This is a genomic window from Phosphitispora fastidiosa, assembly GCF_019008365.1.
Taxonomy (GTDB): domain Bacteria; phylum Bacillota; class Thermincolia; order Thermincolales; family UBA2595; genus Phosphitispora; species Phosphitispora fastidiosa.
Map to the genome: position 1 here is coordinate 71,878 of NZ_JAHHUL010000005.1, position 23,254 is coordinate 95,131.

General features: G+C 48.6%; 19 protein-coding genes. 4 read left to right on the top strand and 15 right to left on the bottom strand.

Translation table 11 applies throughout. The features are described 5' to 3' along the window. Positions 1–73 precede the first annotated feature (73 nt). A complete protein-coding gene (locus Ga0451573_RS06985) occupies positions 74–1,435 on the top strand; it encodes a DEAD/DEAH box helicase (protein WP_231683170.1) in 1,362 nt (453 codons plus the stop codon). An 83-nt stretch (positions 1,436–1,518) separates the two neighbouring features. Here Ga0451573_RS06985 and Ga0451573_RS06990 read toward each other — a convergent pair whose 3' ends face one another. The 5 genes from Ga0451573_RS06990 to Ga0451573_RS07010 all read right to left on the bottom strand — a co-directional run bounded on the left by Ga0451573_RS06990 (position 1,519) and on the right by Ga0451573_RS07010 (position 7,152). Further along, positions 1,519–3,084, bottom strand: a complete 1,566-nt coding sequence (locus Ga0451573_RS06990; protein ID WP_231683171.1) for a GGDEF domain-containing protein — start codon at positions 3,082–3,084, stop codon at positions 1,519–1,521. Positions 3,085–3,186: 102 nt separating this feature from the next. Next, positions 3,187–3,480 carry a hypothetical protein gene (locus tag Ga0451573_RS06995; RefSeq protein ID WP_231683172.1) on the bottom strand — a complete coding sequence of 98 codons (294 nt, stop codon included), beginning with the start codon at positions 3,478–3,480 and terminating at the stop codon, positions 3,187–3,189. A gap of 56 nt (positions 3,481–3,536) precedes the next feature. Next, entirely contained in the window at positions 3,537–5,045 is a 1,509-nt protein-coding gene (locus tag Ga0451573_RS07000; RefSeq protein WP_231683173.1) for an efflux RND transporter periplasmic adaptor subunit, read from the bottom strand. A 47-nt stretch (positions 5,046–5,092) separates the two neighbouring features. Continuing rightward, the gene (locus Ga0451573_RS07005) at positions 5,093–6,454 is read right to left on the bottom strand and encodes an ABC transporter permease (protein WP_231683174.1); all 1,362 of its coding nucleotides are present in this window, start codon (positions 6,452–6,454) and stop codon (positions 5,093–5,095) included. Then, positions 6,454–7,152 carry an ABC transporter ATP-binding protein gene (locus Ga0451573_RS07010; RefSeq protein WP_231683175.1) on the bottom strand — a complete coding sequence of 233 codons (699 nt, stop codon included), beginning with the start codon at positions 7,150–7,152 and terminating at the stop codon, positions 6,454–6,456. The genes Ga0451573_RS07005 and Ga0451573_RS07010 overlap by 1 nt, the downstream gene beginning before the upstream one ends. A gap of 245 nt (positions 7,153–7,397) precedes the next feature. On the opposite strand from Ga0451573_RS07010, the gene Ga0451573_RS07015 reads away from it, so the two are divergent. Genes Ga0451573_RS07015 through Ga0451573_RS07025 form a run of 3 tightly spaced genes read left to right on the top strand, consistent with a single transcriptional unit; the run spans position 7,398 to position 11,137 of the window. After that, on the top strand, positions 7,398–8,648 hold the full coding sequence (locus tag Ga0451573_RS07015) for an O-antigen ligase family protein (RefSeq protein ID WP_231683176.1): 1,251 nt from the start codon (positions 7,398–7,400) through the stop codon (positions 8,646–8,648). Then, positions 8,641–10,350 (top strand): hypothetical protein, encoded by a 1,710-nt coding sequence (locus Ga0451573_RS07020; RefSeq protein ID WP_231683177.1) that lies wholly within the window; start codon positions 8,641–8,643, stop codon positions 10,348–10,350. Before Ga0451573_RS07015 ends, Ga0451573_RS07020 begins: the two co-directional genes overlap by 8 nt. Next, a complete protein-coding gene (locus Ga0451573_RS07025) occupies positions 10,343–11,137 on the top strand; it encodes a hypothetical protein (RefSeq protein ID WP_231683178.1) in 795 nt (264 codons plus the stop codon). The genes Ga0451573_RS07020 and Ga0451573_RS07025 overlap by 8 nt, the downstream gene beginning before the upstream one ends. Before the next feature lie 626 nt (positions 11,138–11,763). Here the strand turns inward: Ga0451573_RS07025 and Ga0451573_RS07030 are convergent. The 10 genes from Ga0451573_RS07030 to Ga0451573_RS07075 form a co-directional block, all read right to left on the bottom strand. Next, the gene (locus Ga0451573_RS07030) at positions 11,764–13,104 is read right to left on the bottom strand and encodes a S8 family peptidase (protein ID WP_231683179.1); all 1,341 of its coding nucleotides are present in this window, start codon (positions 13,102–13,104) and stop codon (positions 11,764–11,766) included. Between the two features lie 243 nt (positions 13,105–13,347). Next, on the bottom strand, positions 13,348–14,769 hold the full coding sequence (gene hemG / locus Ga0451573_RS07035; protein ID WP_231683180.1) for a protoporphyrinogen oxidase: 1,422 nt from the start codon (positions 14,767–14,769) through the stop codon (positions 13,348–13,350). 19 nt (positions 14,770–14,788) lie between these two features. Beyond that, complete coding sequence (gene hemH / locus Ga0451573_RS07040; protein WP_231683181.1) at positions 14,789–15,748, bottom strand: ferrochelatase; 960 nt, start codon at positions 15,746–15,748, stop codon at positions 14,789–14,791. Positions 15,749–15,773: 25 nt separating this feature from the next. After that, positions 15,774–16,805 (bottom strand): uroporphyrinogen decarboxylase, encoded by a 1,032-nt coding sequence (gene hemE, locus Ga0451573_RS07045; protein ID WP_231683182.1) that lies wholly within the window; start codon positions 16,803–16,805, stop codon positions 15,774–15,776. 70 nt (positions 16,806–16,875) lie between these two features. Beyond that, positions 16,876–17,289, bottom strand: a complete 414-nt coding sequence (locus Ga0451573_RS07050) for a MarR family winged helix-turn-helix transcriptional regulator (RefSeq protein ID WP_231683183.1) — start codon at positions 17,287–17,289, stop codon at positions 16,876–16,878. Positions 17,290–17,467: 178 nt separating this feature from the next. Next, positions 17,468–18,787 carry a B12-binding domain-containing radical SAM protein gene (locus Ga0451573_RS07055; RefSeq protein WP_231683184.1) on the bottom strand — a complete coding sequence of 440 codons (1,320 nt, stop codon included), beginning with the start codon at positions 18,785–18,787 and terminating at the stop codon, positions 17,468–17,470. Next, a complete protein-coding gene (locus tag Ga0451573_RS07060) occupies positions 18,784–19,971 on the bottom strand; it encodes a LuxE/PaaK family acyltransferase (RefSeq protein ID WP_231683185.1) in 1,188 nt (395 codons plus the stop codon). Before Ga0451573_RS07060 ends, Ga0451573_RS07055 begins: the two co-directional genes overlap by 4 nt. A 15-nt stretch (positions 19,972–19,986) precedes the next feature. Continuing rightward, positions 19,987–20,853: a cytochrome c biogenesis protein gene (locus Ga0451573_RS07065; RefSeq protein WP_231683186.1), complete on the bottom strand. Its 867-nt coding sequence runs from the start codon at positions 20,851–20,853 to the stop codon at positions 19,987–19,989. Positions 20,854–20,874: 21 nt separating this feature from the next. Next, positions 20,875–21,987, bottom strand: coding sequence for a cytochrome c biogenesis protein ResB (locus Ga0451573_RS07070; RefSeq protein ID WP_231683187.1), 1,113 nt, complete (start codon positions 21,985–21,987; stop codon positions 20,875–20,877). 35 nt (positions 21,988–22,022) lie between these two features. Further along, positions 22,023–23,231, bottom strand: coding sequence for a substrate-binding domain-containing protein (locus Ga0451573_RS07075; protein ID WP_231683188.1), 1,209 nt, complete (start codon positions 23,229–23,231; stop codon positions 22,023–22,025). Positions 23,232–23,254 lie beyond the last annotated feature (23 nt).

Consider the following 23,254-nt stretch of genomic DNA (forward strand, 5'->3'; position numbering starts at 1 on the left):
CATCTACAACTTACCTCCTATTGTAACACACTTAAAAAGCCATACTATAAAAGGACAATAAGGAGGTGGTCCTTTGTTAGCATGTCTCCCTGAACTGCCTTTCGAACCACATGATTACCAGGTACAGACAGCCAAAAGAGTTCTCCGGGATATGGACTGCCGGGCCCTGATTGCCGATGAGGTCGGACTTGGCAAAACCATTGAAGCAGGGCTCATTATTAAAGAAATGATTGCCACCGGGCAGGCAAAAAAAGTCCTCATTCTGACCCCGGCCTCGCTGGTCCAGCAGTGGTGGTCAGAATTAAACGAAAAATTTGGGCTTAACTTTTGGGTCAGCCGCAAAGGCCCCTGGGCCTGGTCCGGAAACTTTGTCATCGGGTCTCTGGACAAGGCAAAAAGAGAAGAACACAGCACGCTTATCCTGGAAAATAAATACGATCTGGTAGTCATAGATGAGGCCCATAAACTGAAAAACCGAAAAACCGGGAACTGGACCTTTGTATCCAAACTCAACACCAGTGGGCTTGTCCTGCTTACGGCAACACCTCTGCATAACAAGCTTGAGGAAGTATATAACCTGGTGTGCCTTCTGAAACCGGAGCTGTTCCCTGATTACACCAGCTTTCTCAACCACTACCAGTTGAATCCCAAATCACTGATAAGTGAAATGCGGGAGAAACTTCAGGATGTTATGATTCGAAACCTGACCCGGGAACTGGGAGTTAAAAACATCTCCCGCAAAGTGAGCCTGATTCCGGTGGATACGACTGAACTCGACAAACAAATCTACGCCAAAATCAAATTATACCCGGGCACATTCCTTTCACTGCTGCTGCGTAAGGAATTCTGTAGCAGCTACTCAGCACTCTATGATACCCTGCAAAAAAAGGGGGATACCGAGATCCTGGCTCTTTTAGAAGAATGCGACATCTCCGCAAAGCTGAAAAACCTGGAAATGATTCTCAGAAACCACAAGGGAAAAATTTTGGTATTTACAGAATATATTCAGACACAGCACTATATCGCCCGTTACCTAATGATGCATAATATCAGGTTTATTCTCTTCAATGGGAAACTGGGGAGGAACCAAAAAGAATGGGTAAAACACCTCTTTGAAAAAAGGGATATCCCGGTGATGATTTGTACTGATTCCGGTTCCCAGGGTCTAAACTTCCAGTACTGTGATGTTATTGTCAATTTTGACCTGCCCTGGAACCCCATGAAGGTTGAACAGCGAATTGGCCGGATTGACAGGATCGGACAAAAATCCAGCAATGTATATATATATAACTTTATCATGAAGGATACTATTGAAGAAAAAATATTTTCCGTCCTTGGAGAAAAAATCACCCTATTTAATGAGTGTATTGGAGAACTTGACAAGATTCTGGTTGATAATGAAGCAGAGCTTTACAGCATGATGAGCAAAATGTGACCCTTATTTTTCACTTTCCTCCTGACCGAAAAAAGCAGCTCAGCCATACTGGCAAGCTGCTTTTTGTTAATTAAACGCAATTTTTAGCCGGTGTTCTTTTGGATATTCACTCCCGGTCCGCGGGGACCAAAGCAGACAACTCTGTTGCGGCCGCTGCCTTTAGCCATGTAAAGGGCATCATCAGCGATTTGAACAATCTCCTTGACTCCCATGGATGGTTTCCACGCCGCCAGGCCGATACTCAAGGTCATCTTACAGGAATTTCCCTTATATTGAAAAACATGTGCTTCCACAGTACTGCGCAGCCTCTCCATAAGTTGATACGCGCCGGTAAGCTCGGTATGTGGCATAATAACCGCAAATTCCTCTCCACCATACCTGGCTACCAGGTCTGAAGCCCGCACCTTATCCCTGACCAGGACGGCCAGTTCTTTCAGAACCATATCTCCAAAAACATGCCCATACCTGTCATTAACTTTTTTGAAGTAATCCAGGTCCATCATGGCAACAACAAACTTAAGATGATATCTCTCTGTCTTTTTCACCATCTCCCCCAGACGCTGGTAAAAATATGCATTATTAAACAACCCGGTTAACCCGTCAGATGCAGACTGCATCTCCAGTCTTTTGAGGTGGGCAACATTCCGGAAACCTGCGGCAGCGATTTCAGCAACCGTTTTGAGGTATCTTTCGTAATAATCTGCCTGCAGGTAATCCCGCTGCCCGCGGATAATAATGATACCCGATTCCGCCTTGTTACCCAGTGGTAAAATAAAGAACCCGAAATCATAGCCGAGGTTTTTTAGAATTTCAGGTCTGAGTTCTTCCCCGGTCTCAAATCCCAGTTCGACACCCCAGTCAACCTGTTCAGATTCGTAAGAATATATTTCTGAACATATTCCGTTATCACCGGGGCCGAAAAACACTTTTATCCCCTTAACTGGTATAACCGGATCTATTGTCTCAAAGAGCAGGTCACATATTGTCTGAAAGTCCCGGGCCTGATTCAGTTCCTTACTAAACCTGTAGAGGAGTTTACTCTTCCGGTATTCCTGGTCAAGTATGTTTTTTTCCCTTTGGGTATCGCTCTCTGTCTGGATCATAATACCAACATAATGTGAAAAGGCAAAATACAGGGGTAATATAACTGCCGCAAAATTAAACGGTTTCAGCGGGTGGTAGCCTGGGGACGCCATAACAGTGCCGAGATATGTTCCCAAACATATCACTGTCACAATGACCCCATATTTTGCGCCATATACAATCCGGCAGTTAACCAGAGCTAACAGGTACAGCAGCAAAAAGGGACTGACAATGCCACCCGACAGGTAAACACCTGCAGAGCTAAAAACCACATCTGCCACTGCAAAAAACAACACCACCTGGCCATCAAATCGCAAAGCCCTGGAATAAACTGAAAACATGATCCATTCTGCAGCCAGGAGATATACAAAACCCGCTATAATCAATGCACTAAAGGCAGATAAAGAAAAGTCCCGTTCAAAGGACTTCCAAATAAACATCAGTTTGGTCCAGATAACGGCAACAACAAATGAAAGGTATCTGAAATTCTGCAGATACCGCATTAAAATACCGTGAGGACTTCTGTTGTAAGGATAACCGGCCTTAAACAGGCTCAGAACAATCATAAGATACCCTTCTCCCCCCAAAAAGACTACCTTATATAATAAATTCACCCGATAAACCAAATTTCCTTCTTTTTTGATGGATTTACCCTTTTCTGTTGATGGTTACAGGATTTTAGCCGAAAGGTCTATTACAAGCAAAGCAAAACCCATACTCAAAAGAGTAATGACAAAATTAACGGCCAATTGTTTGGGCCCTGTTTCCTTAAACAGTTTTTTCAGAATTATATTTGTTACCACGAGATAAATCGTTGGAGCCAAAATGGCAAAGATGATTGAATTGGCGGTTTTATTTATAGGCATAAATGCATATACCATAAAAACCATAAAGGCAAAAAACCAGAAAACCAGCCCGGCAGTCAGGGACAACAAGACTTTGAGCATAATTGTAAACACCATAATACCACCTCAGTGCCTATTATCCCACAAGAGACCTTGGAAGTATGTGATTTGGCTCACTTTCCGGTCCTAAAAGCAGGGTTTTCCAGGACTTCTTCCCCTTCTGTTATTCCACCTACAATTTCAATATACTCATCACCCTTAAGTCCGATATCCACAGTTCTGGTCTTTGCCTCCTCAGGCCCGGGTATCATTACTACAGACTTGCGACCTTCGAAAATAACCGCCGAAACCGGTAACCTCAGCACTCCTTCTTTTTTTGCGATAATAACATCTGCATCCCCGGTCATTCCTACCTTCAGAGGGCCGGGAGCCTCGATTTGAATCTTCGTTTCAAATACCACACTACTGCCCTCAGCTTCACCCTGGCTGGCGATATATACCACCTGCCCGGGAAAAGACCGGTTACCAAAGGCTCCTGCATAAACCGCTGCCTCCTGCCCTAACCGGAGTACCGGCATATCGACTTCTTCCACCGTTGCTTTTAGTTCCATGCCCCGGGCTGCCGAGATAACTATAGCCGGTCGGTCCTGAAGAGGTTCCTGGCCGGAACTGATGTTAAGTTCAGTGACAATGCCTTCCTGTCCTGCATAAACACGGTATTTCTCGATTTCATTCTGTTTTATCTCCCACGCCAGTTCAGCCTGCCTCAGAGCAAGCCTGCACCGGCCAATTTCCGCCCTGCTTTCACTGGTATCAATTCTGGCAATAACATCATTTTTCACGATATTCTGCCCCTCCCTGACCTCCAGCTGCAGCACAGCCCCGGGAGCAGCAGCTCTGGCGATACCCACATCAGGCTCCTCAACCTCAGCGCTGCTGAAAGAATTGACCGCTCCACCCCCGGCAAGGGCAACCGCGACTGAAGCCTGACTGCCTGCAGCCACTGCACCCGGATTCCTGAAGCGCACGGTAACATCATAGATTTTTCCCCCACCGGAAGCAGCCCTGCCGGCCCTGTCAACATCAACAACAATACCCTCCAGGTAAGACATGAACTCCGAAAGACATACCGTTGCTTTTAATCCATTACTAATTTTTTCAATACCCATAGGCCCAAAGGGCGCCGTTACCTCCAGAAAACCCGGATCGGTAATTTTGGCCACCGGTGTATTCTTTTCAACCCTGTCACCTTCTTTAACGAGTAGCTGTGTTACTCTCCCGGAAGCCTGAGCCGTTACCAAATCAGAAGCGGCGGCCAAGGATGCCTCTTCCAGATCCCGTTTCCTGCTCTCACACTCCAGTTCCGCCTGCTCCAGGGCAAGCCTGGCATCTTCATCTTCCATGGTGAAAAGCAGGTCCCCGGCCTTTACCGTTTGCCCTTCCTGAACCAGAATCCCGGTAACTCTGGCTTTGACCTCCGGGGTTAACTCCTCCCTGGAGGAATCGGAGATGACCCCCTGAGCAAACACCGATTTAATCACACTGCCCCTGGTGACCTTTACAGTTGGAACATTAACGGCTGCCGGCGCGGATTTGGCGGCGGAGTACTTCCACATAGCGATACCGCAAACTATTGCACCTACTAATATAGTTATACCTGTGACCACATACTTCTTTTTCATATGTACCTCCAAAAAAACACGTTAAACTACTCCTGAAACACGTTAAACTATTCCTGCCTGATTGCATTCAGGGGGCTCAACCTGGCTGCCCTGACCGCAGGGTATATCCCTGCCAGCACTCCCACCAGGGTGGCAAAGGAGAGCGCAAACAAAGCCAGCCAAACCGGGATAACTGCAATATTTCCCACCGCTTCCTCAGGAATTTGCAGGAAATTGGTGCTCCTGTATATTAGATTAATGATTCCGGCAATTGCATAAGAAATGGCTAAACCGGCCATACCTCCGAGAAATCCAATCGTACCTGCCTCAATAAGAAACATTTGGCGAATGTTGGGAATTGTCGCCCCCAGAACCTTGAGGATACCGATTTCCCTGGTGCGTTCCAGGATAGACATGACCATTGTGTTAATGATGCCTATTGTAGCTACCATCAGGGAAATGGCGCCGATACCACCCAGAATCATCTGAATTATAATAAAGGCCTTGTTAATTTCCTTCAGTTCAGTAATCGGTGAAAACGCCCGAAACCCCATTTCCCGGATGCGGTCAACCACATACTCAACCCTCTCTCTTTCGGGTACTCTGACAACCAGGTTCATGTAGCTTTCCCGGCCTTCTCTCGGGGAGGTCCCGCCTTGTAATTCTCCGGCCCAGTTACTGAGTTCCCTTACCGTATCCAAAGGTACATAAACCACGCTGGAACCCGGAGAACTCCGGGTCTCTGAAAGCATACCCACCACCTTCACCTTTATGGTCTTAGAAACACTTGCGCCCCCCGGACCTGTTTTGGCTGCGGTCAGGGTTACTGTGCGGTTAACCAGCGGAGTCCTGGGAACATCATCTGACAACCGATCCGCTGGGACTACCGCAGCCGGGGCAGCGGCTGACATTTCCTGCTCCTCCCCGGAGTCCCTGCGGGGACGCCTCTTCTCCCGGAGCATTTCAGGCACATAATAGCCTATTACCGCTTCATTACTGCCTCCTGTGAGGTATTTCCCTTCTGCCATATCATAGTCAAAATTAATGCCTGCCAGGGCATCAACCCCGATCACCTCCGTATCACACGTCTTCCGGTCAACCTGCAGTTCCACCTGACCCGAATTGTACCTTGACTTGGGCATCACTGCCTTGACTCCCGGGATGGACCTTATCTTTTCGGCAGCGCCTTCATCAAGTTCGCTCACCTGCCTGTGGGTATTCACATCATAGTTGGGATATACCTCTATCTCTGTAAGACTGCCAAACATACTGATACTGCGCACTGCATTTTCCTTGAGTCCGATAGCCAGAGACATCATGGCAACTATGGCTGCAGTTCCAATGGTAACTCCTATAGCCGTAAGCAGGGTCCGCCCTTTACGGCGCTTCAGGTTGCGGGTAACAATTTTCAATGTATCACTAAACGTCATTACAAGCCTCCACTACTCTCTTCTTCTCTGTCTATCAGGCCATCTCTCAGATAAATCACCCGGTCGGCGCGCCCAGCAACTGCATGGTCATGGGTTACCACCACAAAGGTCTGGCCCTTATCCCTGTTCATTTCCTGCATCAGGTCCATGATTTCCTGTTCAGTACGGCTGTCAAGGTTTCCGGTTGGTTCATCGGCCAGCACCAGCCGGGGACTGTTTACCAGTGCGCGGGCAATACTGACTCGCTGCTGCTGTCCTCCACTCAGTTCACTTGGTTTATGGTCAGCCCGTCCCGAGAGGCCTACCATTTCGAGGACTTGCCGCGCCATATCTCTTCTCCTGGCTGTCGGGACCTCGGCAAAAATAAGGGGAATTTCTACATTTTCTAATGCCGTGAGGTCAGGCAGCAGATTGTAGGACTGAAAAATAAAGCCTATCTGCTCCCGCCGAAACAGGCTTAACTGGTCTTCACTCATTTCTGTGATCTCACTGCCGCAGCACATTATTTTACCACCGGTCGGTCTGATCAGGCCTCCAACCAGATTAAGCAGAGTTGACTTTCCCGACCCCGAGGTGCCGCAAAGGGCTATAAATTCACCATCCTGGACTTTCATGTCAATTCCGAACAAAACAGGAATTCCAATTTTGCCCAAGTTGAAGGAGTGCTTTAAACCCTTAGTTATAATAAGTTCAGGCATAGTCTCTCTCCCGTTTATTTGTCATTACAGCGCTTACCGGCAAAATACTATTACAAACCCTTTCACAAGCCTTAGACGCACAAAAGAGCAAAAATTCTTCACCTGAATCAAAAAATATTTTGTGCGGTTCTGCCACGACCCAATTTTGACAGGAATCGCCCGGATGCGCCAAGCTGCGTTGTAGGCTGCTGCATCATATGATATAATACTCAGGATAACATATACTACTGGACGGAGGATTCAGAATGCTCTGGTGGAAAGAACGCTCACTGACAGACAGGTTTGTGGTTACCCTGCTTTCCCTGCTGATGCTTTACCCCGGTATAGACTATATACTGCGCAGTGTTTTGCCCATCCCGGTTTTTGGCTCACTATGGGACGAGCTTACCCTGATTACCCTGTTGACACTACTTGGTCTTAAGCTTATTTTCAGTCCCCCGGAAAGGTCAACCGGGACTACCAGAGTGATGGGTCTCGTCATGGCAGCCGGCCTGGCTCTTTTAGCGCTAAATCTGACTGACCTGAAAATCAATATCGAAGGCTACCGGGCTATGTTCCAGTATATGCTGGTGTTTTTCACCGCCTTTTACCTGATACATAAAAACGAAGATGCCAAACTGCTGCTGACAGTTGCTGTCATTTTAGGGACGGTACTCGCTGTCCACGGCATCTGGCAGTACATTGTCGGCGTCCCCATGCCCGGTCGCTGGGTGGATGCCGGTGAAGCCGTGCGTACCAGGGCTTTTTCCATCATCAACAGCCCTAATGCCCTGGCAGGCCAAATGGCATTTCTGGCCCCAATCGCTCTGGGACTGGCAGCATCGGAAAAAACCTGGCCGAAAAGACTGTTGTGGCTGGCTGCTGCCGGTTTACTGGTGCTGTGCCTGCTGTTTACCGGGACCCGGGGGGCTTGGCTGGCTTTTGCCTTTGCACTGGCAGTAATCGGGGTTATTTTCGACCGGCGTCTGCTGGCTGCCGGGGTTGTAGCTGTAATTCTGATAGTTCTGTTCGTACCGGCTGTCAGTAACCGGATTTCTTACCTTTTTACTCCTGAATATATGTCCAAAAGCGCTGCCAGCGGCCGTATCAAAAGGTGGCTGGACGCTTATGACCAGATGACCCTTGAGCCCCTGTTCGGCACAGGCCTGGGACATTACGGCGGCGCTGTGGCTGACCGGGCTTTTGGGACCCCTTCGGTTGACAATTACTATATGAAAACCCTTGCCGAAACAGGGTTGGTCGGCCTGGGGCTGTTTCTCTGGCTGGTAGGCACAGTCCTGCACCAGGGTTATCGCGCCTGGCAGGCACTGGCTGATCCACGCTGGCGTTATGCCGCCGCTGGAATTTTTACCGGTCTCCTGGCAGTACTGTTTCACAGCGGGGTTGAGAACATATTTGAAATACCCTATTTGAGTACATATTTCTGGCTGGCGGCAGGCCTCCTGGCAGGAATGCCTTATAATGATGCCGAGGCAGGAGGTGCCGCCAATGAATAGACCGGCAAAATTTGCAGTCAATACCCTTATATACATAGTCTTTGCCGGTTACCTGTTTCTACTGTATGAATTATTGATTGTCCCGGCCATTCTTGACTGGTCTCTTTATGGTATCCTTCTCTCTCTCAGTATTGCCGGGCTGCTGGTCTACGCCCTGCCCCCTGCGCACCGCAGGAACCTGAGCGTTCTGGGCCTGACATTCCTGCTGATGGTCAGAGCCCTGGACAACATCTCATTCCTGGAATGGTATTTGAGGATACCGGGAGTGCTGGCCGTTTTTATCATCCTGGGTTTTACCAGCCGGGTCCTCGGCAGGATTGCACCCACCCGTTTTCTTATAGTGTTCCTGGTAGCCCTGGTTATCAATTTCAGCATCACCCTGGACGAGGTGCCTCTCTGGAGCGAATTCAGCATCAAGTGGCGCAGCCCTGTACTCTACCTGCAGGGCGGCACTGTCGACTACTTCCCGCTGCAGTCTGCTGACCTGAATGAAGATGGGATGGCAGAAATTATCACCCAGGGAAACCTAAAGGCTGTGGAAAAAGCACGCGAGAACCCCCTGGACAGAGATAAAGAAAACAAACTGCTGTGGAATGAGAATAATGAATATATGGTATTTGGCTGGAACGGGCGGACCTTTGACCAGTTGGAAAGCACCGGTTATTCACCAAAGCTTTTGGTCGGTGCCCTGCAGAGGGACTATATTAATTTCCCTTATTATACCACAGACTGGAGCCGGTCAGAAGAAACCCTGAAACAGAATCTCAATCCCCTCGCTGACCTGGACGACATTGTCAGCAAAACTATGCGTTTTGGAGATGCTCCTTTTTATAACCTGGCCCTCAGTCTGGATAGTACCCGAATGAGACAGGAAAGCTGGAACCGCCTGATAAACGGCATGGTTCAACAGCAGGAGGCGTCCCCAGCGAAGGATGTTCCAGTGTCATCAGTAAAGATCTCGGAACCTTTCGAACTCTCTGCTGAAATCACAAATTCACAATTGCAGGGAACTTTTGCCGGAGAACAATTCTCTGAGACCACAGAAGCTACCGCCATTCTCGGCGCCGGACGCCTGCTAAGTGGCATCTCCGCCCAGTTGGCAGTCCTGGGGACCAAACTCCAGATACTGAATGTCAGCCCTTCAGGTGAAATTAAACTAATTAACGAAATCACCGGGGAACAGATACCTGACATTAGCAGCGCTGAAGCGCTGCTGGCTGATGTGGATGCCGACGGTACAGATGAGCTGATGCTGAATACTGAACAGGCCAGGATCCTGAAACTGGATGATGCAGGCAGCTGGAAAGTACTCTGGGCCAGCACGGATGATAGTTTCCGTTTTGAGGGGTTCGCCTCACTGGGCCCGGATCAGAAGCCACACATTATCGCACTCTCCAAGAGTAATGTCCGCAACAACAGGACCCGTTTCATGACGGGTTATGAATATACTTCACAGGGGCTGCAGCAAAAGTGGCGGGTGTTCTCGGGAATGATTAACCTGACTGCGGCAGATTTTGACGGTGATCAGGAAAATGAGTTGGCAGGTTCCGTCTATAAAAAGCATGTGGTCATGGTGCTGGAGAAACACCGCCTGCCGGTAGTTCCGGCCTTATACGGCCTAACCCTGCTGCTGATACTCACAGGAATTGGCATCAGGCTAAGACAACCTCACACCAGGGAAAGGGGTGGTGCAGATGTATAAGAAAACCATGCTGCCGTTCTTTCTAGTCCTGGTAATACTTATTTTTTCCGGTGGGTGTACCTATAAGTCTGGGCCTAAAACTATGCCCCAGGGTGCAGTAACGGAAAAGGTGAAAACGCTTTTGCCTGACCCTGAAAATACGGCGGAACTCCTGAAAGAGGCTGCCGCCAAAACCGACCGCGAAGGCCGCAGGTTCTGGTTTCAGGGCTGGACTTCCTCAAAAATACAAAAAAGAAAGACCACCAGTATGTTCAACCAGGGTACAGTCGACCGGGATAAAGGCTTTATCATTGATTCCAGTATCCTGCAAAAGAAATACACCTATTACCGGTGGAACGATAAGCTCTATGTAAATAAATACGGAAAGTGGCGGCGTGCCGGATCTGACCAGGTTCCCCCCGACCCCTTTGCCGGATTCGAAAAGCTTACCGCAGCCGCAGAAAAAATGCGCCAGCTTCCCAATGAAATAATAATGGGCCAACAGTGTCTGGTCCTTCAGGCTGAGCTCAAGGATTCCGAAATAGCCCAACTGGCGCCTACAGGTATTGAACTGCCTGAAGACAGCTACTCCCAGGGCCTGTTGGACAGGGCTGCAATGGTCTTAACGGTGTGGATAGGAACAGAGGATAATTTTATCTATCAATATAAAACCAGTCTGGAAATGCCTGTTCCGGGAGCCGGAAGCCTGACCCAGGAGACCTTTTATAAGTTCTGGGACTACAACAGCCCCAGTGTCCAGCTAACCACCCCGGATCGTGTGGAGCGGTATCTGGATGAAGAATCATAAGACAGGCTCGGAAATGGCCGGAATGCATATGGTGAGCCATTGTACCGATTTTCCGCAGTGGCGCCGGAGAAATTTAACCTTATTCCTGGCGAAGTACGGGAACACCGCCAATTCGCCATCCGTGGCTCAATGGCGGCGCGGGCCGTCCGTGGCCCGCGTCCCGTATTTCGCTTAGCGCAATTGCGGTAAAATTTCTCACGGCGTCACTGCCAGGAAAATCTTGTACAACACCTCACCATATTCCACGGTCATTTCCGAAACCAATGATTGAAATTTTTTTTCCTTTAATCGTATGGATTCATCGACCGCACCAAACATTGAAGTTAAAGCCTTTGCAAGATAGTCGCAAAGGCTTTTTTGTAGAAAAACAGAAACCTATGACACAGCGCACTGTTCAAGAAACACATCAGCCACTCCCTCACCTCTTAAATAAAATGAAAGGGTGCCCCATTTACTTAAGGCAAATTCTATTTCCGGGATATCTATTATCAAGATAGGGGTAGATGTGTTCTGAAAGGCGGTGTCTGTCGTCCGCCCGGCCCACGACCCGCGAAGCGGGAGTGGATGCCGGCGGAGACGTTGCCCGCCGGAAGAACATATCTACCCCTTTTTAGATTGTAATTCTCTCAAAATAGAATTTCTCCCGCCCCCTGCGCGTCAGCCTCAAATCCTAAATCCACCGCATTACTCACTACCTGCTCTTTCACCTCATCAGGCATCCAGTCAGGATTCTGTTCCAAAAGCAAGGCAGCGGTTCCTGATACCACCGGAGTTGCCATAGATGTCCCCGAAGCGGTAATATAGTATTCAGATATAGCAGCTTGCGCAGGTTTTACCGGCGTTTTTGCCATTGAGGCGGCTTTGGGTTTACCGCCAGAATTAATATTCTTTTTGGGTAAATATGACGTATCTGCAGCCAGAGACGTGATCCCAACTCCCGGAGCAGCCAAATCAGGTTTGCTTAATCCATCAATGGTTGGCCCGCGGCTGGAAAACTCGGCGATAACATCATCCCCCATATCGATCGTTCCCAGGTCATCTGCTGCTCCCACAGTAATTATCCTTGGGTTGATTCCCGGTGTGCCTATGGTCCCCGGTTCCGGTCCGCTGTTTCCGGCAGCTGCCACTACCACCAGTCCGGCATCCCAGGCTGCTTCAACGGCCTGACTCATTGGGTCTGTAGTGTAAGATTCTTTAGCCACAGCGCCAAGGGACAGGTTAACAACCTTGATATTGTATACCGCCTTGTTCTGTACTACCCACTGAACTCCGGCAATTACGTTGCTAATCGGGCCGCTGCCTTTCGCGTTCAGTACCTTGACACCTACCAAATCAGCTTCCGGCGCCACTCCCTTATATTGCCCGCCAGATTCTGTCCCATTTCCCGCTATAATGCCTGCCACATGAGTACCATGGCCGCAATCATCATAAGGAGAGGTCTTTTTCTTCACAAAATCTTTGAATCCTATTATCCGGTTATTGGGCTCAACCAGGTCCGGATGCGGATAAATCCCGGTGTCGATAACAGCTACGGTAACCCCTTGACCCGTTAACCCTGCTTCCCAGGCAGCAGGTGCATTAATTGCGGGGACTGCAGTATCCAGACAGGTTTGGACTTCAGCGTCATAGGTGATTTTGATGACGTCATTATCCTGAGCCATTTTTTCGATGGCTGCAGCAGGTAAATCAGCAGAGAAACCCTTGATTATGGAGAGGTTATGCCTTATTTGGCCGCCCCTCTGCTGCACCCAGGTTTTATGCTTTTGCTGCAAACCCTGCTGTGTCTGAATTATTACGGGGATTACGGAATCAGGACTTTCGTCAATTTTGCCGGCCAATTCAGCAGAGATTTTTTCATGAGAGTTCTTTTCAGGGGCAGCAAACGATGATGTGGAAATAGAGAAAATTGACAGGAGCAGAAGTATAGTTAGGAGCAATGTTATTGCCTTGGTAAATCGCTTGTTCACTTTTCCACCTCCTTTCACGTTACTTTGCATGCCAATATTTTACTACATAACCCATATGTTTCCATACATTTTGGTTTAAAATACCGCTTTCAGGGCTCAAAAAGCGGCTTTCAAGGGACAACCGGTATTATATGATAAAGCGGTATTTTAAATAGTTCTGCCGCCTTGTCTTTTTTTCCAAAAAAAATCGGGGCAGCTGTAGTTCCGAAAGAAGGAACTAAGCTACCCCTATCTCTGATGTTATTAAATACCAAGGTATTCCAAAGCCCCTTGAGCTGCCTTTTTCCCCACATTGATACAATCCGGGACACCTACTCCCCGGTAGGAGCCGCCGGCCACAAAAAACCCGGGATTGGCTGCAGCCCTGGCTTCAATAGCAGCCACCCTGTCCAGATGGCCTATTGTATATTGAGGCATACCCTTGACCCACCGGAAAATTTTGTGCATTACAGGGGCAGCAGTAAGACCGATAATATCCTTCAATTCATCAAGCACCATCTTTAGCAAGGTTTCATCATCCTGAAACACCAATTCCTGGTTCATGGCCCCGCCAACAAAAGCCCTGATGAGTACATGCTCCTTATCCGGGGTACGGTAGTCCCACTTTGTTGAGCTATAAGTTCCGGCCTTGATTTTCCTTTTCTCCGAGATAGGCACGATAAATCCAAAGGCTTCCAGGGATGAACCTACATCAGAACGCCTAAAGGCTAGGTTCACAGTAGCCGATGTAGCCTGAGGGATTCCTGCCAGATTATCTGACATGGCTTTATCCATATCTTCTACCACTTTGGCTGCCTCATGAGCCGGTGCGGTTACGATTACGGCATCGGCAGCAACCGGTTCCATGCCGTCTATATGAATCATGTACCCACCGCCGGTTTTCTGCTCAATGTGGGTGACGGTTTTTCCGGTAAGAATCTTGTTAGGCTCCAGTTTTGCCGCCATTGTATCGGTCAGCTCCCCCATGCCTCCGACAAAAGTCATGAAAAAGGTTTTTTTCGGCTTTCCGGGCTCCGGCGGCTTGGGTTTTGGCATCTTTCCACGAGCTGCCAGCATTGCCCTGAGAAGGCTTCCGTAGTTCTGTTCCATCTGAATAAACCTGGGGAAGGTTGCCTTGAGGCTCATCTTGTCAGGATCCCCGGCATGAATCCCCCCGATTAGAGGCTCTGCTATTTTATCCAGCGCCTCTTTACCCAGCCGGCGGTTAACAAAACTGCCCAGGGTCTCATCCCCATCTGTCTGTTTTTTGGGGATAAAGAAGTCAAAGGCCATACGTATTTTACCTGGCCAGGAAATTAACGGACTCAGGGCAAAAGGTACCAGTTTGGTGGGGACCAGACCCATCAGCCCATCGGGAAGCCTATTCAGCCTTTTATTGGCAAAAACATAAGTCCGCTTGCTGGCCTCATTACTGCCCATGATGCGGTCTTCTATCCCTGTCTCCCTGGCCATATCGAAACAGCCGGGTTTATCTGCCAGGAAACAGTCCGGCCCGCCTTCCACTGTATATCCGTCAATCTGCTCGGTCCAGATTTTACCGCCCAGGCGATTATCTTTTTCAACAAGGAGATAATCCACCTTTTCTCCGGACTCCAGCGCCTTCTGCAGCATATATGCAGCTGACAGTCCGGTGATTCCGCCACCGATTACAACTACCTTTTTCATGCTCAACCACCCCGTTTTCTTAGTGATGTTCTTTGCTGTCCAACTCCCTCAACACTATATCTGCCATAGCCCTGATGAAGAGTTCTGCGGTGTTCAACGCAGCTGACCTGTGGAAATTAAGCCCAATTGATTGGGCGTGTTTTTTTTGGGCTATGTCAATATCATAAAGGGTCTCAATGTGGTCGGAAACAAACCCGATTGGTACTACCATGACATCTCTGGCCCCATTTTCCCGGAGGCGTTCCATGACATCTTCCACCATGGGGCCCAGCCATTCCCCGCGGCCGCCTCCCTTGCTTTGGTATGCAGTTTGCCAATTGCTGAGATGAAGCTTCTCCACAACCTGCTTCACTGCGGAATCAAACTGAGCGACATAGGGATCGCCGCCTCTGATATATTCTACAGGCAGTGAATGGGCGCTGAAGATGACCGGAATATCTGCCCTTTGCTCTTCGGGGAAGTGTTCCAGACCCTGAATAACCCTCTCGGCAGCTGCATCTATAAACAGCCTGTTGGCGTACAGCGGCCCTGCCACCACGGTCTCCGGAAACCTTGCTCCCTCCGGCAGGCTGCTTTTGATTTCGGAAATTGCCTTGTCCAGTTCATCTTGGTAGGCGCCGGTACTAACTTTTGAGAAAAAAGGTGCAAGGCTGACCGCAATAATCTTCTCTACCCCGCTGTCAATCAATTCTGCAAGGCCTTCCCTGATAAAGGGATGCCAATGACACATACCAACTGTCACCCGGTAATTTCTGTTGCCGGCACAGAGGTATTTCTCCAGTCCCCTGGCCTGTTCCCGGGTTATTTCAGGTAGTGGAGAATGACCACCAATCAACCGGTAACGGGCTTTGACCTTTTCCACCAGCTCAGGCGGAGGCGTCCTGCCTCCCATTAAGTTTTTCATAAACGGCTCGATAGCTTCAGGGGCATCCGGGCCCCCGAAGGCCATGAGCAGCACACCTATGGGACTGACACTCAACCTAATCCCTCCTCATCTGCGTTCCTTAACGGCGGCTGTACTTATGAACTGCCTCCACAAGGGCAATAGCATGTTCAACAGGAGTTTCCTTATTTATTCCATGGCCCAGGTTAAATATATGTCCGGGTCTGTTACCGGCCATATCAAGTATCTTCCTGACCTTTTCTTCAATTACGCTGGGAGGAGCAAACAGTGTAAAGGGGTCAAGATTCCCCTGTACTCCCCGGTCATAACCCACCCGTTTCCAGGCATCATCAAGGTTTATTCTCCAGTCAAGGCCAATCACATCCCCTCCCGCCGCAGCAACCAGCTCCAGCATTGAGGAGGCATTGTTGGCAAAATGAATTACCGGAACTCCCTCATCCCGCAGTCCGTCCAGGACATATTTTGAATGTGGCAGCACATACTGCTCATAATCGTCCGGTGAAAGCGCTCCTACCCATGAATCAAACATTTGTACAGCCTGGGCCCCTGCCTTTATCTGGGCTTTGAGATACTTCAGCAAGACTTCCGAGATTTTTTTCATCAGGGAATCCCATACATCAGGGGCCTGCCACATCATTGACTTGCAATTTTTGTAGTCCTTGGAACCGCCGCCCTCGATGATGTAGCTGGCTATAGTAAACGGCGCCCCCGAAAAACCAATCAGGGGGACCCTTCCCTCAAGTTCCTTACGAATTAAGCGTATGGCATCCAAAACGTATGGAGTCGCCTCTTCAGCTTCAAGAATACGAATCTTATCAACATCGTCTTTGGTCCTGACAGGATTGGAAATCACCGGTCCTTCATTTTTGGCAAAAGCCAGTTCAATTCCCATCCCCTCAAGGGGCAGCAAAATATCCGCAAATAGTATTGCGGCATCTACACCCAGCCTGTTTACCGGCTGCAGGGTAACTTCAGCGGCCAGGTCCGGTGTCTTACACATCGTCAGAAAGTCATATTTCTGTCTGATTTCCATATATTCAGGCAGATAGCGCCCAGCCTGCCTCATCAGCCAAACCGGAGTACAATCAACCTCTTCTCTCCTGCATGCCTTTAAAAATCGGTCATTCTGCATTACTGTGCCTCCTCGTCATTTGTTTGTAAAATTAACTTTATTTTGTCCCAAAAGCAGGGCTTAAACCCCGTTATTCCTCAGCCAGGGATTTAAGCAGCAGTTTTATTCCCCTGACAATGGTTTCCTGTTCTTCCGGAGACAATCTCTCAAACATCTCTTCAATAACCCTGTCCCTGCGCCTGCCAAGTGTTTCCATAAATTTTCTGCCTTCGGAAGTCAGCTCCAGCCAAAAAACCCGCCGGTCTTGTTCATCCTGTCTCTTTACTATCCAGCCTTTAATCTCCATCCTCCGGAGAAGTCTGGCAGCAGCTGACAGCTTACTGTTGATATGGTTTGATATTTCCCCTACAGTCACCGACCCGCGGCCAATTATGCGCAGGACCCGAAACTGCTGTGCGGTAATATCAGCATCCCCGTAAATCTTAGGTCCCATATAAACCATTACCTGGGGGAAGAGTTCGCTGAATTCCTGATATGGATACATTTATTTCACCTGCTTCATCATTTTGGTGACTAAAAAAACCTACCCATGTTAATATGTTACTAATGTAAACACATTACCAATGTAAATATATTACTAATGTAAACATGTTACTAATGTAAACTGTTTACGTCTGTAAATAATTATACCAATCAAACCTGCAGAAATCAATAATAATGTTTTACATATGTAAAGATTTTTTCTGCCATGCATTTTGAGCCTTCTTCATTTCCAGATGCATGCCAATTTCCTTCATAAAACTGAGCAAATGGGTTGACGGGAAACCTTTCAGAGGTATCCTGGAAATTCTCTTAACCACTCTTCTCAAGCTGTAGAGCTCGCGGCGCAGCCGGTGGTATTCCTCTTCCCGTCTGAACGCCGTCATTTTGGGATCAGGATGCTCAAATACAGCATTGATACCGGTGAAAGACTCCCATCCCTGTCCCGGCAGCAGATAATCCCGGTATTCTTCAAAAAGTTCGGTCCCGGGAAGAGGCATCAGCAGAATCGGATGGATGCCCACATTCAGGGAGTCGGCAATCTCCAGAGTTCTTCTAAAGCTTTCAATGTCATCATACCTGCCGCCCACTACTACAAAAAGGACAACATATATGCCATGGCTTTGGATGCGCTTAATAGCTTCGACCCTGTCCGAGCCCTGCTTACCCGCCGCCCCGAAGTATCTCAACCCGGCCTCAGAATTGCTCTCCCACCCGGCCATTACTGAAAAAAGCCCGCTTCTCCCTGCCGCAGCAAGTAAGCGGTCACCATAATCCTGCTGAACGGTTTTCAAATCCCCAAATCCGTACCAGCGCTTCTTCGTACCCTGTGACAATTCCTCAAACAGGTTTAAATTTCTCTTAATGTCCCCACCCCAGATATTGTCATCACCGTTAAACCATATTTTACCCGCACGTGATTCTATCTCTGCAGCAGCTTCATAAACCGGGCGATAGCGCATTGATTTACCGTAAACGCCGGGTACGCTGCAGAACCTGCAGCTATATGGGCAGCCCCTCATGGTAAAAAAAGCCCGGAACCGGTAGTCCCTTTTCAGATCACTGTCATAGGGAATAGGAATACCCTCCAGCGCCATCTTCCGGCCCCGGTAAATGCCTTTGAGTTTTCCTGCTTTGGCATCGCCCAGCAACTCCGGCCAAACAGACTCGGCCTCTCCGATAACCACAGCATCGGCATGACTCGCTGCCTCTCCGGGAAGAATTGTGGGGTGAATCCCTCCCATTACCACGCGAAGCCCCCTCAGGCGGCATTCATCAGCAAAGCGGTATGCCCAGGGGGCGGTGACTGTCATCGTGCTGACAGCTACAAGGTCGGTGTTCAGTTGTGCCGGATTAACCGGGGTCTTATTGGCATCAATCAGCTCAACTTCAGCCGACGGGTCAGCCTGAAGGGTAAGCGCCGCCAGATATTCCAGTATTGGCGGGAGTACCGGAGACCGTTCCGAAAACGGATACCTGGCAAAAATTATAGTTATTTTCATTGCTCTTTCATCCTTATCATCCCGTCTGCCACTGTGGAACAGGGGTGCCCGCCGCCAGTGCCCAGGATCCAGTCTTTCAGGGTTCCTCCGGGCAGCTGGAGATCATAACCCGGGACGTTTACGGAACGCCCCAGTATTTCAAAGCCCCGTTCTGTTTCGTAACCTATATTGTCGGTCTGCACAGCCAAAACGGTTGCCCTGTTGGTCAGGTCATAATGCCTGATAAGGCCCAGTTCCCCTTTGGGCATGCGCTGACCGGTCCTAATTCCCACAACTATCGTCCTGGTCCAGGGCAGGTCACATTTATAGCGCTCCCCTGCGGTTATCCCATCCAGGTAGTCCCGAAGTACATTGTCAAAATAATTTGTCCCACTCTCACCCATGCCCAGAGTATTTACACAGAAGTGTGCAGGGATTCCCAGCAGATCATTGACCACCTGGTAAAACCGTTCCCGGGAACAATCGCCAAAAGTGCCCTGATAGCCGCCGCCGTCACATACCCGGCTTCCGGGTGGCAGTGCAAAACGAATTCCCTGTTCAGAGCATTGGTTGTAAAAAAACACAAATCCTGAAGTAGCCCCCATCACACATATAGGATCGCCCTTTTCCTCTGCCTCCCTGAGGTCTGATATCAGTTCAGATACTTCCAGACCATTTGGCGTTATATAGTACTTACTGTCTGCCGTCCCAAATTCATTCTTTGCCTGTTCCAGACCATAAGCCATGGGCATACCCGGAGCTGCCTTAGGAGACGGCACTAAAAGCATTATTCGCATCCGCTCAACATCAGGAAAAACGAACTCCTTGGTAAGCATATAATTACAGCGTTTAATCATCTCAAGGCTGTTTTTATCCCTGTATATCTTACCTCTGGCATGTGGATCAGTAGTACCGCTGGTCAAAAGGGAAAGCTCGGTCTCAGACAGAGGAAATGATGCAATCACGGCCTCCTTGAATGCATTTGTGGGCAGTGGTGGTATCTCTGACCAGTGAATAACGGCCCCAGGGCTAACCCCCTTGGACCGGCACAGGTTTTGATATATTTGGTTTCCATAATACTGATGATTAAACTCCTTTAATGCCAGATTATTAAACATCTCTTCATCATGATAGCCGATACCCTTTTCTATAAAATCGAGAATCTCTCTGTCCAGATCTTCTCTGGCCACAGGATTTTCTCCCATGCTGCAATCCCCCTTTTAGTCTGACCCCTGCAGGTATATGCTATTGGCATCAACAAACCTGTCGTGAATAGTTGGGTACAGATACGGCGCACCATAAAATGAAAACACCACAACAGCAATTACAGCTATATGCAGCCAGGAAGCCAGCTTCCCTTTGATGCCGGTTAATCTTAAATGCAGGTAAAGTCCATAAACCAGCCAGCTGATCAGAGACCACGTTTCGATAGGATCCCAGCCCCAGTAACGGCCCCATGACTTATAAGCCCATACCGCTCCTGAGGCAATCATAATGCCAATCATCAGAAACGCAAAAAGGGTAATCCGGTGGCCCATGTAGTCCAGCCTGTCCAAATCCGGCAGTTTTTCCAGTAAAGGATTGACTCTGCCTCCTGCTTCCTGCCGCCCCTTAATCAGGTAGGCAATACTCAAACCAGCGGCTACCAGGACTCCGCCAAGAGCCAGAGTGGCAAACAGCATGTGAATTCCCAGCCAGTAGGTGAAATAAGTCTTGGGCAGTTCAGTAAGCTCAGTTGAACTCATCACACCGATCCCGGTCATCAGGGTCACCACAGGCAGGACTACAGTCCCGGCAATGGTAACCTTTGGTTTCCAAAATTGAATAACATTATAAAATAAAAGGACCCCTCCGGCATATATGGTGTACACTTCATAAGCCCCAATACTGGGGACATGTCCGGTTTGTATCCAGCGCAGGACCAAGGCTGCCGCCATCGGCAAAATAGCAATATGGGCACAGGTAACCCCGTAGTTCTGCAGCTGTTCCTTTTTAAAACTCAGGGCGCTGAAAAAACAAACTGTGGCCAAAAAACAAAAGCTGACTGCTAACCATAACAATACCAACTGAGTCTCTACACTACTCATAATATTTCTCCTTTTCCGGTCTTACATACTTCGGCTCTTCACAGCGGGAAATGGCCGGCTTAACATGACGATTGAGAGTCCGGAAATGGCCATAATAATTCCGGCAAATACCGGGTTAGCTCCCGGGTCATAAACCGCCAGCAATTCCGTCCAGGGTTTTACCTGCTCAAAAGTCAGGGTGTAACCGCCAAGTTGGACAGTTCCTCCCAGAGGCACGATTTCCTGTGCCATAATCTCATTATTATTGCTCGCCGTAATAAACAGTCCGGGGTTTTCCAACCGGTTTGACCTGTTAATCGATTTTGCGGCTTTTCCGTCAACAGCTATATCAGTGTAGAAGTTCACGGACAAAAGGTTGGGTAAAGAAGCTATCTGCAGGTTTTTTGCGGAATAAGACCTGATACCATCTGAAAACTCTTTGGTCTGTAATGGTATAGTAATCTTCTCTGTTTTCCCCTCACTGCTCCTGGCGCTAATTATTACCGCATAGCCATAGGCATTGGGAAACATATACAGGCCCCGGTAGGAAAACTGTTCCAAATCAGCCACACCGTAACCCCTGTCAGGACCGGTTTTATCAGATATGGTCAGGTGTGATAATATCTCTTTGATTCCCCCTGAATTATTAAATGTCATCTCTTGTTTGTCCAGAGTAAAGCTGATATCCGGTTCGCCGGCGCGAATGTTGATATCCGCTGCCAGGCCGCGGGTAGACTGCTCCTCAGCAATCAATGCCCGGTAAGGTATCTGTTTGGTGTCACCTTCAATCAGTTTAATCGTACAATATGTCCGGTAAGAACCGCTAACCAGGGTCCCAACAATTATCACTGCCAAGCCGGCGTGAAATACCACCGAACCCCAACGGCTCAAAACTCTGCCTTTTGATCTAAGCTGCCTGATGAACCTGTCTGCTGTACATACTGCAAGATTAACCAACAGGACAGCCGCTAATGCCTTAAACCACCAATAGCGGAATACGTTTCCGGTCTGGGGAACAGTTGAAGGGTCCCAGCGGCCCATCAGTTCAAAGGCATCCACAGTAACTGCAGCAGAGATGATGAAAATTAACACTATTGCCAGAACCTTGGATTTGGCTAAAGTCCATACTTTTACCAGATGCCGCTTTACAGCCATATTCCCCTCCAGTCCACTATTTCTGCAGCCACAGACTACTCCTGTCCCGAACCGGCATAAACATCTTCTGTAACTTCTCCAATAGCCTCGATATCATATCTCGGGGTGTTTTTCGGACCTTTCCTGGCATTGTTTATTTTGACCCACTTATCAAGGACCAGCTCTTTTTTTAGCTGGGTAGCATTACCCAGGTAGTCTACAGGAAAGGAATTTTCCAAAGAGATGAATTCTTTGTGTTTTTTCAGTACTTTTTCATCGGAAGGACGGAAGCCGAACTTGGCAAAGCTATTCTGGGAATCTGCGGTAAACAGAAAATCAATAAACTCGTTGATCAGCGCTTCATATTCCTCATTCTTGATTTTTTTCATCTTATACACTGTCAGGTCTGCCATCACCGTATTTGGCGGGATAACCATTTCCACTGAATCATCTTTTCTGGCTGTAGTAAGGGCCCTGCTCTCAAACCAGAGGAGAACATCACCGACTTCATGTTCCAGAAACTGAATTCCGGCTCCGAGTGAAGTACTCGAATTATATACAGTATTTTGCTCCACCTTCCGGAGTAATTCCAGGGCAGCCTGCTTGTCCCTGCGACCGGTTTCCACCTCAGAACCCTTGAGCGCTGAACCATAGATACCGTAAACAGGCCAGAAACCTGCTGCATTTATTGGATTGGGGTGAACGACCATTACCTCCGGTCGCGTCAGATCCTCATAAGTATAAATTCCCTTGGGATTTCCCTGGCGCACCAGAAAAACAACAGGGGTACTGTATACAACGCCACGGTTGGCTTCCTTCTGCCACCTGGTGGTTTCATAACCTCTTCTGATAGAGTCATGAGCTGAAGTCGAAATAAGTACATGAGCCGATTCCCCATTAACCTTGGTGGCAATCTTATCAAAGTCCAGTGTGGAATAACCGGCCTCAAACCTTACCTGCTCTCCTGTTTTCTGATACCAGTATTCTTTAAAAGCAGGTATGATTTCATTAAAGAGTGGTTTATTGCTGACACAGGTAAAGGCCAGATAAATGGTTTTGACACCGCCGCCTTTAGAGGTGGGGTCAACATAGTCCCCGGCAATTGTATTGCCATCGTCCCCGATGATAATATCCCTCTGTCCAACCCTGTACTTCTCTTTTCCGGGAGAGGCTGCCTGGCCCTCATGCTGCCACGCGTAAACCGCCATTGCGGTCAGCAGGGTGGTTACAAGAATCATTCTAATGATAACAGACCTTTTTTTCATGGATATACCTCCTCACGGAGTTT

Coding starts and splice junctions, on each gene's coding strand:
- Ga0451573_RS07070 (WP_231683187.1), bottom strand. CDS start 21,987: ATGGCTGTAAAGCGGCATCTGGTAAAAGTATGGACTTTAGCCAAATCC.
- Ga0451573_RS07005 (WP_231683174.1), bottom strand. CDS start 6,454: ATGACGTTTAGTGATACATTGAAAATTGTTACCCGCAACCTGAAGCGC.
- Ga0451573_RS07055 (WP_231683184.1), bottom strand. CDS start 18,787: ATGAAAATAACTATAATTTTTGCCAGGTATCCGTTTTCGGAACGGTCT.
- Ga0451573_RS07050 (WP_231683183.1), bottom strand. CDS start 17,289: ATGTATCCATATCAGGAATTCAGCGAACTCTTCCCCCAGGTAATGGTT.
- Ga0451573_RS06995 (WP_231683172.1), bottom strand. CDS start 3,480: ATGGTGTTTACAATTATGCTCAAAGTCTTGTTGTCCCTGACTGCCGGG.
- Ga0451573_RS07075 (WP_231683188.1), bottom strand. CDS start 23,231: ATGAAAAAAAGGTCTGTTATCATTAGAATGATTCTTGTAACCACCCTG.
- Ga0451573_RS07010 (WP_231683175.1), bottom strand. CDS start 7,152: ATGCCTGAACTTATTATAACTAAGGGTTTAAAGCACTCCTTCAACTTG.
- hemG (WP_231683180.1), bottom strand. CDS start 14,769: ATGAAAAAGGTAGTTGTAATCGGTGGCGGAATCACCGGACTGTCAGCT.
- Ga0451573_RS06990 (WP_231683171.1), bottom strand. CDS start 3,084: ATGATTGTTCTGAGCCTGTTTAAGGCCGGTTATCCTTACAACAGAAGT.
- Ga0451573_RS07060 (WP_231683185.1), bottom strand. CDS start 19,971: ATGGGAGAAAATCCTGTGGCCAGAGAAGATCTGGACAGAGAGATTCTC.
- Ga0451573_RS07000 (WP_231683173.1), bottom strand. CDS start 5,045: ATGAAAAAGAAGTATGTGGTCACAGGTATAACTATATTAGTAGGTGCA.
- Ga0451573_RS07025 (WP_231683178.1), top strand. CDS start 10,343: ATGTATAAGAAAACCATGCTGCCGTTCTTTCTAGTCCTGGTAATACTT.
- Ga0451573_RS07020 (WP_231683177.1), top strand. CDS start 8,641: ATGAATAGACCGGCAAAATTTGCAGTCAATACCCTTATATACATAGTC.
- hemE (WP_231683182.1), bottom strand. CDS start 16,805: ATGCAGAATGACCGATTTTTAAAGGCATGCAGGAGAGAAGAGGTTGAT.
- Ga0451573_RS07065 (WP_231683186.1), bottom strand. CDS start 20,853: ATGAGTAGTGTAGAGACTCAGTTGGTATTGTTATGGTTAGCAGTCAGC.
- Ga0451573_RS07015 (WP_231683176.1), top strand. CDS start 7,398: ATGCTCTGGTGGAAAGAACGCTCACTGACAGACAGGTTTGTGGTTACC.